The 15,880-nt window shown below is 72.1% G+C and carries 17 protein-coding genes; 13 read left to right on the top strand and 4 right to left on the bottom strand.

Going from position 1 to position 15,880, the window contains the following annotated elements; all coding sequences use genetic code 11:
• Positions 1-160: SDR family NAD(P)-dependent oxidoreductase (locus Q0L15_RS24620; protein ID WP_296607508.1), on the bottom strand; the 160-nt coding region annotated here is incomplete at its 3' end.
• Positions 161-284: 124 nt separating this feature from the next.
• Here Q0L15_RS24620 and Q0L15_RS24625 point away from each other — a divergent pair.
• The 4 genes from Q0L15_RS24625 to Q0L15_RS24640 all read left to right on the top strand — a co-directional run bounded on the left by Q0L15_RS24625 (position 285) and on the right by Q0L15_RS24640 (position 4,726).
• Positions 285-1,049, top strand: coding sequence for an enoyl-CoA hydratase family protein (locus Q0L15_RS24625; protein WP_296607492.1), 765 nt, complete (start codon positions 285-287; stop codon positions 1,047-1,049).
• Positions 1,050-1,052: 3 nt separating this feature from the next.
• Positions 1,053-2,123: a nitronate monooxygenase gene (locus tag Q0L15_RS24630; RefSeq protein WP_296607493.1), complete on the top strand. Its 1,071-nt coding sequence runs from the start codon at positions 1,053-1,055 to the stop codon at positions 2,121-2,123.
• Positions 2,124-2,522: 399 nt separating this feature from the next.
• A complete protein-coding gene (locus tag Q0L15_RS24635; RefSeq protein WP_296607494.1) occupies positions 2,523-3,878 on the top strand; it encodes an HNH endonuclease signature motif containing protein in 1,356 nt (451 codons plus the stop codon).
• Between the two features lie 260 nt (positions 3,879-4,138).
• Positions 4,139-4,726, top strand: coding sequence for a VanZ family protein (locus Q0L15_RS24640; RefSeq protein ID WP_296607495.1), 588 nt, complete (start codon positions 4,139-4,141; stop codon positions 4,724-4,726).
• 120 nt (positions 4,727-4,846) lie between these two features.
• Here Q0L15_RS24640 and Q0L15_RS24645 read toward each other — a convergent pair whose 3' ends face one another.
• From Q0L15_RS24645 to Q0L15_RS24655, 3 genes are read right to left on the bottom strand one after another with little or no spacing between them, the layout of a single operon-like run.
• The gene (locus tag Q0L15_RS24645; RefSeq protein ID WP_296607496.1) at positions 4,847-5,998 is read right to left on the bottom strand and encodes an acetyl-CoA C-acetyltransferase; all 1,152 of its coding nucleotides are present in this window, start codon (positions 5,996-5,998) and stop codon (positions 4,847-4,849) included.
• Between the two features lie 11 nt (positions 5,999-6,009).
• Positions 6,010-6,810 (bottom strand): SDR family oxidoreductase, encoded by an 801-nt coding sequence (locus Q0L15_RS24650; protein WP_296607497.1) that lies wholly within the window; start codon positions 6,808-6,810, stop codon positions 6,010-6,012.
• A complete protein-coding gene (locus Q0L15_RS24655; RefSeq protein ID WP_296607498.1) occupies positions 6,807-7,985 on the bottom strand; it encodes an acyl-CoA dehydrogenase family protein in 1,179 nt (392 codons plus the stop codon). Before Q0L15_RS24655 ends, Q0L15_RS24650 begins: the two co-directional genes overlap by 4 nt.
• A 176-nt stretch (positions 7,986-8,161) precedes the next feature.
• Here Q0L15_RS24655 and Q0L15_RS24660 point away from each other — a divergent pair, with 176 nt between their 5' ends.
• The 9 genes from Q0L15_RS24660 to Q0L15_RS24700 all read left to right on the top strand — a co-directional run.
• Positions 8,162-8,713, top strand: coding sequence for a MaoC family dehydratase N-terminal domain-containing protein (locus tag Q0L15_RS24660; protein ID WP_296607499.1), 552 nt, complete (start codon positions 8,162-8,164; stop codon positions 8,711-8,713).
• Entirely contained in the window at positions 8,713-9,162 is a 450-nt protein-coding gene (locus tag Q0L15_RS24665) for a Zn-ribbon domain-containing OB-fold protein (protein WP_296607500.1), read from the top strand. The genes Q0L15_RS24660 and Q0L15_RS24665 overlap by 1 nt, the downstream gene beginning before the upstream one ends.
• On the top strand, positions 9,159-9,584 hold the full coding sequence (locus tag Q0L15_RS24670) for a MaoC/PaaZ C-terminal domain-containing protein (protein WP_296607501.1): 426 nt from the start codon (positions 9,159-9,161) through the stop codon (positions 9,582-9,584). The genes Q0L15_RS24665 and Q0L15_RS24670 overlap by 4 nt, the downstream gene beginning before the upstream one ends.
• Complete coding sequence (locus Q0L15_RS24675; RefSeq protein WP_296607502.1) at positions 9,581-10,768, top strand: lipid-transfer protein; 1,188 nt, start codon at positions 9,581-9,583, stop codon at positions 10,766-10,768. Before Q0L15_RS24670 ends, Q0L15_RS24675 begins: the two co-directional genes overlap by 4 nt.
• Positions 10,768-12,207 (top strand): FAD-dependent oxidoreductase, encoded by a 1,440-nt coding sequence (locus Q0L15_RS24680; RefSeq protein WP_296607503.1) that lies wholly within the window; start codon positions 10,768-10,770, stop codon positions 12,205-12,207. The genes Q0L15_RS24675 and Q0L15_RS24680 overlap by 1 nt, the downstream gene beginning before the upstream one ends.
• A gap of 2 nt (positions 12,208-12,209) precedes the next feature.
• On the top strand, positions 12,210-13,418 hold the full coding sequence (locus tag Q0L15_RS24685; RefSeq protein WP_296607504.1) for an acyl-CoA dehydrogenase family protein: 1,209 nt from the start codon (positions 12,210-12,212) through the stop codon (positions 13,416-13,418).
• The gene (locus tag Q0L15_RS24690; RefSeq protein WP_296607505.1) at positions 13,418-14,548 is read left to right on the top strand and encodes an acyl-CoA dehydrogenase family protein; all 1,131 of its coding nucleotides are present in this window, start codon (positions 13,418-13,420) and stop codon (positions 14,546-14,548) included. Before Q0L15_RS24685 ends, Q0L15_RS24690 begins: the two co-directional genes overlap by 1 nt.
• On the top strand, positions 14,545-15,471 hold the full coding sequence (locus Q0L15_RS24695; RefSeq protein ID WP_296607506.1) for an SDR family NAD(P)-dependent oxidoreductase: 927 nt from the start codon (positions 14,545-14,547) through the stop codon (positions 15,469-15,471). Before Q0L15_RS24690 ends, Q0L15_RS24695 begins: the two co-directional genes overlap by 4 nt.
• On the top strand, positions 15,468-15,880 hold a 413-nt coding region (locus tag Q0L15_RS24700), incomplete at its 3' end, for an SDR family NAD(P)-dependent oxidoreductase (protein WP_296607507.1). The genes Q0L15_RS24695 and Q0L15_RS24700, both read left to right, overlap by 4 nt.

Below are 15,880 nucleotides of genomic sequence, written 5' to 3' on the forward strand. Positions count from 1 at the left end.
CGGCCGGCGTCTCGCCGGTGCCCTCACCGGCCAGGCTGACGCCGTAGTCGTTGACCACGACCCGCGCGCCCTGGCGGGCCAGCTCCAAGGCGTGCTCACGCCCGAGACCGCGCCCGGCTCCGGTGACGATGGCGACGCGTCCCTCGAGGATCCTGCTCACTCGGTTCTCCTGACTCCCACTCAGCGGTTGCGCGCCATGACACCGCGGACGTGGTTCTTACGCTGCTCCGACACCACTCAGTGGGAGCGGGCCAGTGCCTGCTCCGCGCCGCGAAAGGACCTCCATGAGCGTCACCACCGAGGTGGTCGACGGACACATCGCCGTCATCACCATGTCCGCGCCCCCGGTCAACGCCCTCACCGTCGACGACTGGTTCGCCGTCGCGTCGGCGATGGACGCCGCCGGAGCGGACGCGGACGTGCACGTCGTGGTGCTGCGCGCCGAGGGTCGCGGGTTCAACGCGGGCGTCGACATCAAGGAGATGCAGACGACGAGCGGCTTCGACGCGATCCTGGGCGCGAACCGCGGCTGCTACGCGGCGTTCAAGGCGATCTACGAGTGCGCCGTGCCGGTGATCGCCGCCGTCGACGGCCACTGCATCGGCGGCGGGGTCGGCCTGGTCGGCAACTGCGACATCATCGTTGCGTCCGACCGGGCGTACTTCAGCGTCCCCGAGGTCAACCAGGGCGCGCTCGGCGCGGCCACCCACATGGCGCGGCTGGTCCCCCAACACCTGATGCGCACCCTCTACTTCACCGCCGGCAAGGTCCCCGCCGCCGACCTCGTGCAGCACGGCTCGGTCTACCGCGTCGTCCCGCCCGAGCAGCTCGACGCCACCGCGCTGGAGATCGCCGCCGTCGTCGCATCGAAGAACACCCAGGTCATCCGAGCCGCCAAGGAGGCGCTCAACGGGATCGACCCGGTCGACGTGAACAAGAGCTACCGCTTCGAGCAGGGCTTCACCTTCGAGCTCAACCTGATGGGCGTGGCCGACGAGATGCGCGACGACTTCGCGGGGACCGACAAGTCCGCGCAGCGGAAGGGCTGAGCGATGACCACTCCCCCGACCTTCCGGACCGCCCTGACCGACCTGACCGGCGTACGCCACCCCATCGTGCAGACCGGGATGGGCTGGGTAGCCGGCCCGCGCCTGGTCGCCGCTACCGCGAACGCGGGTGCGCTCGGGCTGCTGGCGTCGGCCACCATGAGCTACGACGAGCTCGTCCGGGCCATCGACGAGGTGAAGTCGCGGACCGACGCGCCGTTCGGGGTGAACCTGCGCGCCGACGCCGAGGATGCAGAGAAACGGGTCGACCTGCTGATCGCCCAGCGCGTCAAGGTCGCCTCGTTCGCGTTGGCGCCCAAGGAGGCGCTGATCAAGAAGCTCAAGGACGCAGGACTGGTCGTGATGCCGTCCGTCGGCGCGCCACGGCACGCGGAGAAGGTCGCCGCCTGGGGCGCCGACATCGTCATGGTCCAGGGCGGCGAGGGCGGCGGCCACACCGGCGCCACGCCGACGACCCTGTTGCTGCCCTCCGTCATCGACGCGGTCGACATCCCCGTCGTCGCCGCCGGTGGCTTCTTCGACGGTCGCGGTCTGGTGGCGGCGCTGTCGTACGGCGCTGCCGGCATCGGCATGGGCACCCGCTTCCTGCTGACCTCGGACAGCGCGGTCCCCCGCCAGGTCAAGGAGCACTACCTGACCTACGGCACCGACGGCACCGTCGTCACCCCCAAGGCCGACGGCATGCCGCACCGGCTGCTGCGCACCGAGTTCGTCAACGGCCTCGAGTCGGAGAACACGGTGACCCGGCTGGCCCGCACAGCTCGCCGTACGGCCCAGTTCAAGCGCCTCTCCGGCGTCGGCTGGGCCCAGCTGCTCCGCGAGGGCCGAGCCATGAAGGCCGGCAGCGAGCGGACCTGGGGCCAGATGGTCCTTGCCGCCAACACCCCCATGCTGCTGCGCGCCGGCCTCGTCGAGGGCGACCTCAGCGCCGGGATGCTCGCCTCCGGCCAGGTCGTCGGCGTCATCGACGACCTGCCCACCTGCGAGGAGCTGGTCGACCGGATCATCGCCCAGGCCGTGGCTCGGTTGGAGGACGTGCAGGGCGTCACCGTCTGACCCAAATCCGGTGGTTGAGGTGCGAGGAGCGCCAGCGACGAGCCTCGAAACCACCGCAGCCCGCGCACGGCGCCGACCCCGGTGGTTGAGGTGCGAGGAGCGCCAGCGACGAGCCGGCGCCGGTGGTCGAGCCTGTCGAGACCCCCGCATATAAGGCAGGGCGTAGCGGCACGGTGGTTGAGGTGCGAGGAGCGCTAGCGACGAGCCTCGAAACCACGCAGCCCGCGCAGGTCGTCGAGATGCGGATCGGCCCGCGGGTACGCCGAGGTGGGACCGGCGCATCTCCTGCTTCACCCCACCTGGCGCGACGCACGATTTTACTTTCGAGTTTGCGGGATCCCTGTGGAACAAGGGGTTCTGGGCCTCGCACTGTCGGTGCCCCCTGCTTGGCTTGTACTCATGCAGCAGCTCGCGTTGGAGGAGATGAGCGAGGACCAGGTCCTCGACTTCGCCGGCGCCTGCGCCGACACCGTCTGGCGGGCCGAGGCCGACCTGTTGCGGGCTGCGTACCAGTGGTCGGTGATCCACACCGCCGACCGCCTCGACTCCCACTGGGCCGGAGTGCACGGCAGCGAGCGCGTCCGCCGCCTCGGTGGACCCGGTGTCCCGGAGGTCACCGAGTTCGCGGCCGCCGAGCTCGGCGCCCGCATCGGGCGCTCGCCCTACGCCGCGGCCCGGCTGATCGCCGACGCCCAAGACCTGCACCACCGTCACCCCCAGCTGTGGGCACGCGTCGAGGCCGGCGAGGTCCGCGCCTCCTACGCCCGCGACGTCGTCTCCAAGACCCGCGACCTGCAGCCCGAGGAAGCCGCCTACGTCGACGCGGCCGTGGTCGAGTCCGCCGACGGGCGGATCCCGTGGTCGCGGTTCGAAGCACTGGTCGAGGCCAAGGTCGCCCAAGCCGCCCCCGAGCTCGCCCGGGAAGCCGAGGAACGCGCTGCGAAGGCCACCTTCGCGAAGAAGTGTCGCGGCGAGGCCCACGGCATGGGCTCCTACCTGGTCCACGCCGACGTCGCGACGATCGATGCCATCGAGGCCGCGGTTGCCATGCGCGCCGAGCAGGTCGCTGAGAGCTGCCCGGACGATCCGGACCTGGCCACCGAGGACCAGCGCCGCGTCCATGCGTTCCTGCTCATGGTCACCGGCGCCACCGACGACACCGACATCGCCGACCTGCTCCCGCGGGTCGAGCTGTTCGTGCACACCTACGCCGGCCCCGACGCCGAAGACGTCGCCCGGGTGGAGGGCCACGGCCCGGTCACCCACGCATGGGTCCGCGACCTCCTCGGCCCCAAGGCACGGTTCACGATCCGCCCGGTCCTCGACCTGGCCGGCCAGGCCCCCGTGGACGCCTGGGAGATCCCCGACCGACATCGACAGGCCGTGCATCTGATGACGCCGGCCGACACCTTCCCCTACGCCTCCTCCACCTCCCGGTCCATGGACATCGACCACACCAAACCCCACGCCCAAGGCGGGATCAGCGGGATCGGGAACTACGGCCCCACGACCAGACGACATCACCGCATCAAGACCCATGCCATCTGGCAGATCCGACAACCCTTCCCCGGCATCTACGTCTGGCGCGACCCCCACGGCGCCCACTACCTCGTCGACCACACCGGCACCCGCCGCATCCCCAGCACGCCCCACGCCGCCCAGCACCCCGACCCACCGCAGAAACCCCTGGTCCTCGACGTCTGGTACCCACCATTCGACATCCAGCTCGACCCCGACTACCCCCACGTGGCCTGAGCTCGGACCGCGCCTCGACCTGCGGGCCAATGACGGCGATAGGACGCACGTGTGCATCGCGCGGGAACCAACTCCCGGGCCGACCGCTCGGCTCGTCGAGCGCGCGAAACCGCTCCGCCGGTCCTCAGCAGCAGTACCTGCGGCCACGCATCCGGCACCTCAGGACGAGGTGGCTGGACCCCACTCCACGACACGATCTCGGCGGCCGGCACCCGTCGGCCGATCGCATCCGCCAGCAGCGCGGAGATCGGAGTGGAGTCTTGTTCGGCGAGGTCCCGGTGCTCCCGGTGGTGATGCCGCTCGGCGCGGCGGTCTTCGGCGTGGCCGCGTGGCACCTGAAGCGCCGCGGCCTGCTGACGGCGCCGCGGGTCGCAGTGGCGCTCGCGTTGGCGGTCTACTCCGCAGGAATCGTCGCGAACACGGTCTTCCCGATCTTCCTGGACAAGCCCGCGAGCAGCACCCCATGGACCCAGTTCGTCAACGTCACGCTTGGGACGGGCTACGAGCTGGCCGACGCGGTGATGAACGTCTGCGTCTTCGTGCCCGTCGGCATGCTGGTCCCGCTGGCCGTCCCCAGGTGGTCCTGGCTACGGGTGCTGACGGGGGCGACCGGCCTGAGCCTGGGCATCGAGATGAGCCAGTACGCGACCGCGCACCTGCTCGCCGGCGGTCACATCGCCGACGTGAACGACCCGGCCTTCAACGTGGGTGGCGCCGCACTCGGACTGCTCCTGCTCACCGCGCTCGCGCGGGCGCCGGTCACCGCTCGCTTGGTCGACAAGTTCCGCTGGACCGAGGTAGTGGGGCAGTCCGAGCCGGACCACCGAGGCATGCCCTCTCGCGAGTAGGTCCGAGGTCGACCGCTTCTCGGACCGAGGGCCGATCGCCCCTAGGCCGATCTCGAGCGGCGCACGGACAACTAGCGGATAGCCGCGCCTTCCAGGACAGTCACTCGTATTCGCGTCGCTCTAAACCCGCTCCAGGATCGTCACGTTCGCCTGCCCGCCGCCCTCGCACATCACCTGCAGCCCGTAACGCCCACCGGTCCGCTCGAGCTCGTGCAGCAGCGTGGTCATCAGGCGGGTGCCGGTGGCGCCGATGGGGTGGCCGAGGGCGATGGCGCCGCCGTTGACGTTGACCTTGTCGGGGTCGACGCCGAGCTCGGCCTGCCAGGCCAGGACGACGGAGGCGAAGGCCTCGTTGATCTCGAAGAGGTCGATGTCGTCGACGGACAGGCCGGAGCGCTCGAGAGCACGGCGGGTGGCGGGGATCGGGCCGGTGAGCATCCAGACCGGGTCGTCGGCGAGCACCGTCAGGTGGTGGATGCGGGCGCGTGGGGTGAGCCCGTGCTCCTCCACCGCGCGCGGCGAGGCGATGAGCATCGCCGAGGCCGCGTCGCTGATCGAGGAGGACACGGCAGCCGTGATCCGGCCGCCCTCACGCAGCGGGGACAGGCCGGACATCCGCTCCAACGAGGTCTCCCGACGCGGGCACTCGTCGGTGGCGAAGTCGTCGACGGCCACGATCTCGCGGTCGAAGCGACCCTCGCCGATCGCGCGCACCGCCGACCGGTGGCTGCGCAGCGCGAACTCCTCCATGTCCTCCCGGGTGATCCCCCACTTCTCGGCGATCATCTCCGCGGCCCGGAACTGCGAGACCTCCTGGTCGCCGTACCGGCGCTGCCAGCCCGGCGACTCGGCGAACGGGGTGGTGAAGCCGAACTGCTCCCCCACCACCATCGACGTCGAGATCGGGATGGCCGACATGTTCTGCACGCCTCCGGCGAGGACCAGATCCTGCGTCCCCGACATCACGGCCTGCGCGGCGAAGTGCACCGCCTGCTGGGAGGAGCCGCACTGACGGTCGATCGTCACCCCGGGGACATGGTCGGGCAGGCCGGCCACGAGCCAGGCGGTCCGCGCGATGTCGCCCGCCTGCGACCCGACCGTGTCGTTGCAGCCCAGGATCACGTCGTCGACGACGGCCGGGTCGACGCCGGTCCGCGAGACGAGCTCGGCGATCACGTGTCCCGCGAGGTCGGCGGAGTGTATGGCGGACAGCGAGCCGCCGCGACGCCCGACGGCGGTGCGGACGGCTCCGACGATGTAGGCCTCGGTCATCGGTGTCCCTCTCACGCGTGCTGGCTGGAGACCGAGAGGACCTCGCCGGTCATGTAGGAGGAGTAGTCGGAGGCGAGGAAGACCATCACGTTGGCGACCTCCCACGGCTCAGCCGCACGACCGAACGCCTCGCGGCTCGTGAGCTCCTCGAGTGCCTCGTCGGTGGTGACCTTCGCCAGGAAGGGGTGCATCGCGAGGCTGGGCGAGACCGCGTTGACGCGGACGCCGTACGGCGCCAGGTCGAGCGCGGCGCACCGGGTCAGGGCCATCACGCCGGCCTTGGCGGCGGCGTAGTGCGCCTGCCCCTCCTGGGCGCGCCAGCCGACGACCGAGGCGTTGTTGACGATCACTCCGCCACGTCCGCGGTCGCGCATGAGCCGTCCCGCGGCACGCACGCAGCGCATGGTGCCGGTCAGGCTGATGTCGATGACGCGGTGCCACTGGTCGTCGCTCATCTCGAGGATCGAGTCGGTGCCGCCGAGGCCGGCGTTGTTGACCAGGACGTCGACGCCGCCGAACCGCTCGGCCTCCGCCAGCAGCGCCCCGACCTGCTCCTCGACCGTCACGTCGCAGACGAGCCCGCTCACCCGGTCGGCGCCGAACTCCCCGCCCAGCGACTCGACGGCCTCTCCCAGCCGGCGCTCGTGGGTGTCGCCGAGCACGACCGCGCGGGCACCCTCCTCCAGGATCCTGCGGACCACGGCCGCGCCGATGCCGGCGCCGGCCGCGGCGGTCACCACGGCCACCTTGTCGCTCAGGAGCCCGTGGCCCGGGACGTACGCCGGTGCTGCCGGCCGCTGCTGCTCGGTCACTGCCTCGCCTCTCGGGGAAGGCCGAGCACGCGCTCGGCCAGGATGTTGCGCTGGATCTCGTCCGAGCCGCCGTAGATCGTGTCGGCCCGGCTGAACAGGAACGTCGTCTGGTCGCGGTCGAGGGCGTACGACGGCGCCACGGTGAGCGCCTCGGCCCCGCGGACCTCCATCGCGAGCTCGCCGAGGTCACGGTGCCAGCGGCCCCACAGGAGCTTGGAGACCGAGGCCTCCGGGCCCTGGGAGCCCGCGTCGTAGGCGCTCAGCGTGCGCAGCGCGTGGGTCCGCATGACCTCGAGGGTCAGCCGTGCGCGGGCGATGCGATCGGCCACCACCGGGTCGTCGTACGCACCACTGCGCCGGGCCGCCTCGACGACGGCGTCCAGCTCGCGGGCGAAGCCGACCTGCTGGCCCACGGTGGAGACGCCGCGCTCGAAGCCGAGCGTCGCCATCGCGACGGACCAACCGCTGCCGGGCTCGCCCACGACCATCGAGGCGTCGGTGACGGCGCCGTCGAAGAAGACCTCGTTGAACTCCGAGGTGCCGGTGAGCTGCAGGATCGGGCGCACCTCGACACCGGGCTGGTCCATCGGCACGAGCAGGTAGGACAGGCCCGCGTGACGCACGCTGTCGGGGTCGGTGCGGGCGACCACGAAGCACCAGTCGGAGTGGTGCGCGAGCGAGGTCCACACCTTCTGTCCGTCGATCACCCAGCGGTCCCCGTCGCGACGCGCCCGGGTGCGTACGCCCGCGAGGTCCGAGCCGGCGTTTGGCTCGGAGTAGCCCTGGCACCACAGCTCGGTGACCTCGCGGATCCTCGGCAGGAACCGGGCCTGCTGCTCGGGCGTGCCCAGCGCGATCAAGGTCGGACCGAGGAGCTCCTCGCCGAGGTGGTTGACCAGCCCCGGCGCGTCCGCCCGCGCGTACTCCTCGTGGAAGATCACCTGCTGGAACAGGCTCAGCCCGCGGCCCCCGTGCTCGACCGGCCACCCGAGGCAGGTCCAGCCGGCTGCCGCCAGGTGCTGGTTCCAGGCGCGGCGCTCCTCGAAGAGCTCGTGCTCGCGGCCGGAGCCGCCGGTCCCGCGCAGCCGGGCGAAGTCGCCGACCAGGTTCTCGGCGAGCCAGGTGCGCACCTCGTCGCGGAACTGCTCGTCCTCGCTGGTGTAGGTCAGGTCCACCGGGTCGCTCGCCCTCCATCACTGGTCGCCGGGCGCTCATCGTGTGGCCGCGCGCCGGTCGGTCCGGGGCCGCTTCCACTCATCGGGAGTGCCGACGTCCGCGCTCGGCACGCGGATGACACTCCGGCCCAGGGCGCCCCCGTCGTTCGCGCCCGGAGGAGACGAGGACTGTGCCGGTGCAGCTCGAGGAGCTCAGGGAGTTCATCGGCCTCGAGGCCGAGCCCCCGCGCGTGGCGCGCTACCAGGTCAACGAGGCCATGATCCGCAACTGGGTCGAGGCGCACGACGACCATAACCCCGTGTACGTCGACGCCGAGGCCGCTCGGGCGACCGGACGTGACGGCGTGGTGATGCCGCCGGCGATGGTCTCGACCTGGGTGATGAACGGCTACCGCCGCTGGCGTGCCGTCCAGGCCGCCCGGGCCACCGGCCAGGCGGAGGACTTCGCCTACTCGCGCCTGTTGAAGATCCTCGACGACGCCGGGTTCACCTCCGTCGTGGCGACCAACGTCGACCAGCGCTACCTGCACGAGCTGCGCCCGGGCGACCACGTCACCTGCCACTTCACCATCGCCGACGTGTTCGGGCCCAAGACGACCGGCCTGGGCGAGGGGTGGTTCATCACCCTGCACAAGCGCTACGTCGACCAGGACGACCGCACGGTCGTCGAGGAGGACTTCCGCATCCTCCGCTTCCGCCCCGCCGCCGCGAGCACCCAGGAGAGCTGATGTCCGACACCCCTGCCGCGCCGCGCCCGACCTCGGTGCCGCCGCTGATCGTCACCCAGGACAACGAGTTCTGGTTCGCCGGCGCCCGCGAGGGCCGGCTGCTGATCCAGCGGTGCGGCGACTGCGGCACCCTGCGCCACCCACCTGGTCCGGTCTGCCCGCACTGCCGCTCGTTCGAGTGGGACACCGTCGAGTCGGCGCGCCGCGGCACGCTGCACTCCTGGACGGTCGTGCACAAGCCCCAGGACCCGGGCTTCCGCTACCCGCTCGTGGTGGGCCTGGTCGACCTCGCCGAGGGCACCCGCCTCGTGGCCGACTTCGACGACCTCGGCGAGGGCGGCGCCGACCGACTCCGCATCGACATGCCGGTCGAGGTGTTCTTCGGAGAGCACCCGCACGGCGAGACCCTGCCGCGGCTGCGGCTCGCCGCCGAGGAGGCAGGCGCATGAGCATCCCCGAGCGCCTCCCCGACCGCCTCCCCGACCACTCCGTCGGCACCGTCCTGCCCGAGCTCGTCGTCGAGATGGACCGGACCCTGATCGTCGCGGGCGCGATCGCGTCGCAGGACTTCGAAGACGTCCACCACGACCCCGGCGCCGCTCAGGCCCGCGGCACCCGCGACGTCTTCATGTCGATCAACACCACCAACGGCTGGATCGACAAGTACCTCACCGACTGGGCCGGTCCGAGCGCCCGGCTCACCTCGGTGAGCCTGCGCCTCGGCGTACCGAACTTCGCCGGCGACGTGATGACCATGACCGGCGAGGTCACCGCCGTCGACGACGGCGTGACCACGGTCAAGGTCACCGGCAGCAACTCCCTCGGCGTGCACGTCACCGCGACCGCGACCCTCCAGGAGGTCTCCCGATGAGCCCCACGTCCGGGTTCTCCCGCCAGGCAGCGATCGCCGGCATCGGCGCCACGGAGTTCTCCAAGGACTCCGGGCGCAGCGAGTGGCGGCTGGCCTGCGAGTCCGTGCTGGCCGCCCTCGCGGACGCCCAGATCGGCGTCGAGGAGGTCGACGGGTTCGCGCTGTTCACCATGGAGACCAACCCCGAGATCGCCGTGGCCCGCGCGCTCGGGATCCCCGAGCTCACGTTCTTCAGCCGGATCCCGCACGGCGGCGGCGGTGCCTGCGCGCCGGTGCAGCAGGCGGCGCTCGCCGTCGCCAGCGGCGTCGCCGACGTCGTGGTCGTCTACCGCGCGTTCAACGAGCGCTCGGGCCACCGGTTCGGCCAGGGGCCGCCGTCGTTCGCGTACGTGCACAACACCGACCAGGAGTACCGCAACTGGATCAACCCCTACGGGCTGCTGACCCCTGCTGCCCAGGAGGCGTTCCTGGCCCGCCGCTACATGCACAAGTACGGCGCCACCAGCGCCGACTTCGGCGCCGTGTCCGTCCTGTCCCGCAAGTACGCCGCGAGCAACCCGAAGGCGTGGTTCTACCAGCGCCCCATCACGATCGAGGACCACCAGAGCTCGCCGATGATCGCGGACCCGATGCGGCTCCTCGACTGCTGCCAGGAGTCCGACGGCGGCCAGGCGCTCGTGATCGTCAGCGCCGAGCGCGCCCGCGACCTGCCCCACAGGCCCGCCCTCATCAGCGGTGCCGCCCAGGGCGTCGGTCCCCAGCAGATCTCGATGAGCTCCTACTACCGCGACGACATCGACGCGATGCCGGAGGTCGAGCTGGTCGCCCAGCAGCTGTGGCGCCAGGCCGGACTGGGCCCGCAGGAGATCGACGCCGCGATCCTCTACGACGCCTTCACGCCCATGCTCCTGCTCCAGCTGGAGGAGTACGGCTTCTGCGAGCGCGGCGAGGCCAAGGACCTGATCGCCTCCGGTGCGCTCGAGATCGACGGCCGGCTGCCGGTCAACACCCACGGCGGTCAGTTGGGCGAGGCCTACATCCACGGCGTCAACGGCATCGCCGAGGCGGTCCGGCTGATCCGCGGCACGTCGGTCAACCAGCCGGCCAAGAGCATCGACAACGTCCTGGTCACCGGCGGCTCGCCGGTGCCGCACAGCGCTCTCGTGCTGAGCGCGGACCACTGATGTCCTCCACCCACTCCGTCGCGCCCGTCCAGGCGAGCACGATCGGCACCTGGCACGACGAGGCCGACGTCGTGGTCGTGGGCTTCGGCGTCGCCGGTGCGTCGGCGGCCTTGGAGGCGGCCGGGGTGGGTGCGGACGTGCTGGTGCTCGAGCGCGCCGGCGCGGCCGGGGGTGCGGCCGCCCTCTCCGACGGGATGGTCTACCTCGGGGGCGGCACCGCGACGCAGGTCGCCGCCGGCGTCGAGGACACCCCCGAGGCGATGGCCGCGTTCCTGCGCCTCGCCTGCGGTCCGGGCGCCGACGACGCCAAGATCGACGTGTACGTCGAGCGCAGCGTCGAGCACCACGACTGGCTGGTCGCCCAGGGCGCCGAGTTCGTCGGCACCCTGGACTCCGAGCACGTCGGCCCCTCGGCGGCCCGCGGCCAGGGCCTGATGTTCACCGGCGGCGAGAACGCAGCGCCGTTCGCGGCTCTCGTGCCGCCCGCCCCTCGCGCCCACATCACCCAGGGCTCGCGTCCCGGCGGGGCCCGGCTGATGGAAGTGCTGGTCGAGGCGGCCACGTCGGCGGGCGCGCGGGCGTCGTACGACACGCGCGCGCTGTGTCTGGTCGTCGACGACGGTGTGGTCGTCGGCGTGCTCGTGCGCCGGTTCGGCGAGACCCGCGCCGTGCGCGCGCGCCGGGGCGTCGTGCTGGCCGCCGGTGGCTTCGCCTTCTCCGACGACATGCTCGCCCGGCACGCGCCGGCCGGTCTGCGCACCCCGCACCGGCTCGGCACCGACGGTGACGACGGCACCGCCATCTCGATGGCCACGGCCATGGGCGCGCGCACCAAGCACCTGGACGCCCTGGAGTGGGCGCTCCCCTTCAACCTCGCTCGCGGCAACCTCAGCGGGATCCTCGTCGACCAGACCGGGCGCAGGTTCGTCAACGAGGACACCTACATGGGCCGCGTCGGCCAGGCCGCGATGCACCGTGAGCGGGTCCTGCTGATCCTCGACGAGGAGGCCCTCGACCCGCAGCGCTTCCCGTTGCCGATCACCTGGGCCGCCGAGACCGTCGAGGAGCTCGAGGCCGACGCCGGACTGCCCGCCGGCTCGCTCACCACGACCCTGCACCACTACAACGAGCACGCCGCCGCCGGGTGCGACCCGATCTACGGCAAGGCCGCGGCATGGCTGCGCCCCCTGACCGGACCACTGGCCGCCTTCGACCTCGGCCCCCACGCGTTCCCGAACTCGATCTTCACCCTCGGCGGCCTCGACACGCTGCCCAGCGGGGAGGTGCTCGCCGCCGACGGGTCCCCCGTCCCCGGCCTGTACGCCGCCGGACGGACCACCTCCGGCGTCGCCGCCCACGGCTACTGCAGCGGCCTGTCGCTCGGCGACGGGTCCCTGTTCGGACGCATCAGCGGACTCAGTGCCGCAGGAAGGACATGACGATGTACCCCGATCTCTCCCCCGCCTCCAAGGAGCTGCGCCGCGAGCTGCGCGCCTACTTCGCCGACCTCATCGACGACGCCGACCGCGCCGAGCTCGTCCACCAGGACGAGGGCGGACCCGTCTTCGACCGACTGCTCCGCCAGATGGGCCGCGACGGCTGGCTCGGGCTCGGCTGGCCCGAGGAGTACGGCGGCCGCGGCGAGGACCCGGAGGCGCTCTTCGTCTTCTACGACGAGGCGATCCGCGCGGACGCCCCGCTGTCGCTGGTCACGCTCAACACGGTGGCGCCGGCGCTGATGGCCTACGGCACCGAGGAGCAGAAGAGCTACTTCCTGCCCAAGATCCTCACCGGTGAGCTGAACTTCGCGATCGGCTACACCGAGCCCAACGCCGGCACCGACCTGGCGTCACTGCAGACCCGCGGTGTCGTGGAGGGGGACGAGCTGGTCATCAACGGCAGCAAGATCTTCACCTCCGGCGGCATGTTCGCCGACTGGATCTGGTTGGCCATCCGCACCGACCCCGACGCCGTCCGGCATCGCGGGATCTCGCTGGTCATGGTGCCGACCACCGCACCGGGCTTCTCGGTGACGCCGATCGAGACCGTCGGGGGTCACTCCACCTCGGCGACGTACTACGAGAACGTGCGGGTCCCGCTCAGCAACGTGGTCGGCGAGCTCAACGCCGGCTGGTCGATCATCACCGCCCAGCTCAACCACGAGCGCGTCGCGCTGGCCGCCCGCGGTGGTGTCGCCAACGAGCTGTTCGGCGAGACGCTGGCCTGGGCGCGAGCGACCCCGCTGGGCGCGGGCACGGTGTACGACGTCCCGTGGGTGCGGGCGCGCTTGGCGCAGGCCTACGCGCTGCTGAGCGCGAGCGACCTGTTCAACCTGCGGCTGGTGGCCGACATCGCCGCCAACACCCTCTCCGGCGGCGACTCCGGCGCCGCGAAGGTGATCGGCACCGAGACCGTCGTCCAGGTCTATGCCCTGCTCCAGGAGGTGCTCGGCGCCGCCGGCCTGGTGCGCCCGGGCTCCCCCGGGGCCGTGCTCGCCGGACGCGTGGAGGGGCTGTCCCGCCGCTCGCAGAACAACACGTTCGGCGGCGGCACCAACGAGGTGATGCGCGAGCTCGTCGCGGCCAAGTCCCTCGGCATGACCCTGGCGGCTCGCCGCCGCCCCGAGCCCTCGTCGAAGGAGGCACAGTGATGGACTTCCACCTGGACCCCGACCTGCAGGAGGTCGCGGAGCTCGCGGCCAAGATCTTCGCCGACCGGTGCGACCCCGCCCACATCCGGCGGATCGAGCGGGAGCACGGCGGCTTCGACGCCGACCTCTGGCGGGTCCTCGCCGAGTCGGGGCTCCTCGGGCTCACGCTGGAGGAGCAGCACGGCGGTGCCGGGCTGGGCACTCCCGCCCTCCTCGCCCTGCTCGAGCAGCAGGGTCGCCGGGTCGCACCCGTGCCGCTCTGGCCGGTCATCACCTGCGGCGCCGAGCCGATCGCCGACCACGGCACCGCCGAGCAGCGCAGCCGGTGGCTGCCCGGGATCCTCGACGGCTCCCTCCTCGTCACCGGCCACGTCGAGACCGCGGCCGACGGCTCGCTGCCGGTCGTCGGCACCCCTGACGGAGACGGCTGGACCCTGAGTGGTCGCCTCGACCTCGTCATCGCAGCCCCGGTCTCGGCGGCGGTCGTCGTGCCGTTCGCCACGCCCGAGGGGACTCGCGTCGCGATCCTCCCCACCGACAGACTGCAGGTCGAGCCCGTCGCGACCACGGACAAGCACGCCGCTGGCGCGATCGACCTCACCGGGGTCCGGGCCGGCCCCGCGGACCTGCTCGCCGGCAGCGGCTGCACCGGCGAGGAGATCGTGGACCGCATCCGCACCCGGGCCCGGATCGCCCTCGCCGCCTTGGCTGTCGGCGTCGGCAGCGAGGCGGTCGCCATCACCGCCGCCTACACCTCCCAGCGGATCCAGTTCGGCCGTCCGCTCTCCACCAACCAGGCCGTCGCCCTCCGCGCCGCCGACGCCCACCTCGACACGGAGCGGATCCGCCTCACGGCGTACCAGGCAGCGTGGCACCTCGCTCGCGGCGAGGAGGACGCGGCCCGCGCCGCCTCCCTGGTGGCGAAGTGGTGGACGGCGACCGGCGGCCTCCGCGCGGTCCACGCGACCCAGCACCTGCACGGCGGCATCGGCGCCGACCTCGACTACCCCATCCACCGCTACTTCCTGTGGGGCCGCCAGCTCGCCTTCACCCTCGGCTCGGCCGGGGCCGTCGAGACCGAGCTCGGCGACCTGCTCGGCGACCTCCCTCCGATCGGAGCACCCGCATGACCCAGCCGGCCCAGCACCTGGCCATCGTCACCGGCGCCAGCCGCGGCATCGGTCGCGCCATGGCGCGGCGCCTCGCGTCCGAGGGCATCGCCGTGGCCGCGGTGTCCCGCACCCTGCACCCCGGCGACGGCTCGCTCGCCGGCTCGCTGGAGGAGACCGTCCAGATCATCAACGCCGAGGGCGGCACCGCCCGGCACTTCGTCGCCGATCTCGGGCAGCCCGAGCTGGACCGGACCGCGCTGGTCGCCGAGATCGAGGACGCCTTCGCCGCGCGCGTCGACATCCTCGTCAACAACGCTGCCGCCGCCCGCCACCACGGGGCGTCGTTCCTGGACATCGACCGGGCGGCGTTCTACGACTCCGTCGAGACCAACGTCTGGAACACCTGGGACCTGATGAAGGCGGTCGTGCCCAGCATGCGCGCCCGAGGTGCCGGGTGGATCGTCAACCTCTCCTCGCGCCTGGCCGGCCCCCGGGTCGGCCCGCCGTACGACCCGCACCCGCTGCTCGGGTCGGTCCTCTACGGGGCGACCAAGGCGGCCATCGACCGGCTCAGCACGGGCGCCGCCATGGAGCTGTACGACGACAACATCGCCGTGAACACCCTGGCCCCCAACCGCGGCGTGGCCACCGAGAACGCGCAGCGCGCCGTCCCCGGCTGGCCCTCGGAGCCCGAGGAGACGATGGCGGAGGCGAACCTCCTCCTCTGCACCGCCGATCCGCGGCAGCTGACCGGCCGAGTGGCGTTCTCCCTGGGCCTGATCAAGGAGTTCGACCGTCCGGTGCGGACCCTCGACGGCGCCACCCTCGTCGCGGGGTGGCAGCCCGACGACATCGACGCCGAGTCGATCCTCCCCGACCACCTGGTCTTCAACCCCGCACCTCCGGTGCCCCAGGCCCTGCTCCGGGGAGCGGACTCATGAGCGGCGACCTCTCGGCCCTGCTCGGTCTCGAGGGACGGGTCGCGCTGGTCACCGGCGCCGGCAACGGCATCGCCCGCGCGACGGCGCTGCGCCTGGCGGCGGCCGGGTGCGACGTCGCGGTGGTGGACATCAACGCCGACGACGCGGCCCGCACCGTCGAGGAGGTCCGTGAGCACGGACGCCGAGCGGTGGCGATCCAGGCCGACGTCACCGACCCGGCTGCGCCCACCCGCATGGTGGCCGAGGCGTGTGCCCGGCTCGGCGACATCTCGGTCGCGGTCAACGTCGCCGGGGGCACCGCGGGGGTGAACAAGCCGCTGCTGGACCTGACCCTCGAGGAGTGGCGCCGCCCGATGGCCCTCAACCTGGACTCGACGTTCCTCTCGGTCCAGGCCGAGGCGATCGCGAT

It is taken from the genome of Nocardioides sp., from assembly GCF_024509035.1.
Classification (GTDB): domain Bacteria; phylum Actinomycetota; class Actinomycetes; order Propionibacteriales; family Nocardioidaceae; genus Nocardioides.

Bases quoted from the DNA above. Each gene is read 5' to 3' on its own strand.
- Q0L15_RS24625 (WP_296607492.1), top strand. From the start codon at position 285: ATGAGCGTCACCACCGAGGTGGTCGACGGACACATCGCCGTCATCACC.
- Q0L15_RS24630 (WP_296607493.1), top strand. From the start codon at position 1,053: ATGACCACTCCCCCGACCTTCCGGACCGCCCTGACCGACCTGACCGGC.
- Q0L15_RS24635 (WP_296607494.1), top strand. From the start codon at position 2,523: ATGCAGCAGCTCGCGTTGGAGGAGATGAGCGAGGACCAGGTCCTCGAC.
- Q0L15_RS24645 (WP_296607496.1), bottom strand. From the start codon at position 5,998: ATGACCGAGGCCTACATCGTCGGAGCCGTCCGCACCGCCGTCGGGCGT.
- Q0L15_RS24665 (WP_296607500.1), top strand. From the start codon at position 8,713: ATGTCCGACACCCCTGCCGCGCCGCGCCCGACCTCGGTGCCGCCGCTG.
- Q0L15_RS24670 (WP_296607501.1), top strand. From the start codon at position 9,159: ATGAGCATCCCCGAGCGCCTCCCCGACCGCCTCCCCGACCACTCCGTC.
- Q0L15_RS24675 (WP_296607502.1), top strand. From the start codon at position 9,581: ATGAGCCCCACGTCCGGGTTCTCCCGCCAGGCAGCGATCGCCGGCATC.
- Q0L15_RS24680 (WP_296607503.1), top strand. From the start codon at position 10,768: ATGTCCTCCACCCACTCCGTCGCGCCCGTCCAGGCGAGCACGATCGGC.
- Q0L15_RS24685 (WP_296607504.1), top strand. From the start codon at position 12,210: ATGTACCCCGATCTCTCCCCCGCCTCCAAGGAGCTGCGCCGCGAGCTG.
- Q0L15_RS24690 (WP_296607505.1), top strand. From the start codon at position 13,418: ATGGACTTCCACCTGGACCCCGACCTGCAGGAGGTCGCGGAGCTCGCG.
- Q0L15_RS24695 (WP_296607506.1), top strand. From the start codon at position 14,545: ATGACCCAGCCGGCCCAGCACCTGGCCATCGTCACCGGCGCCAGCCGC.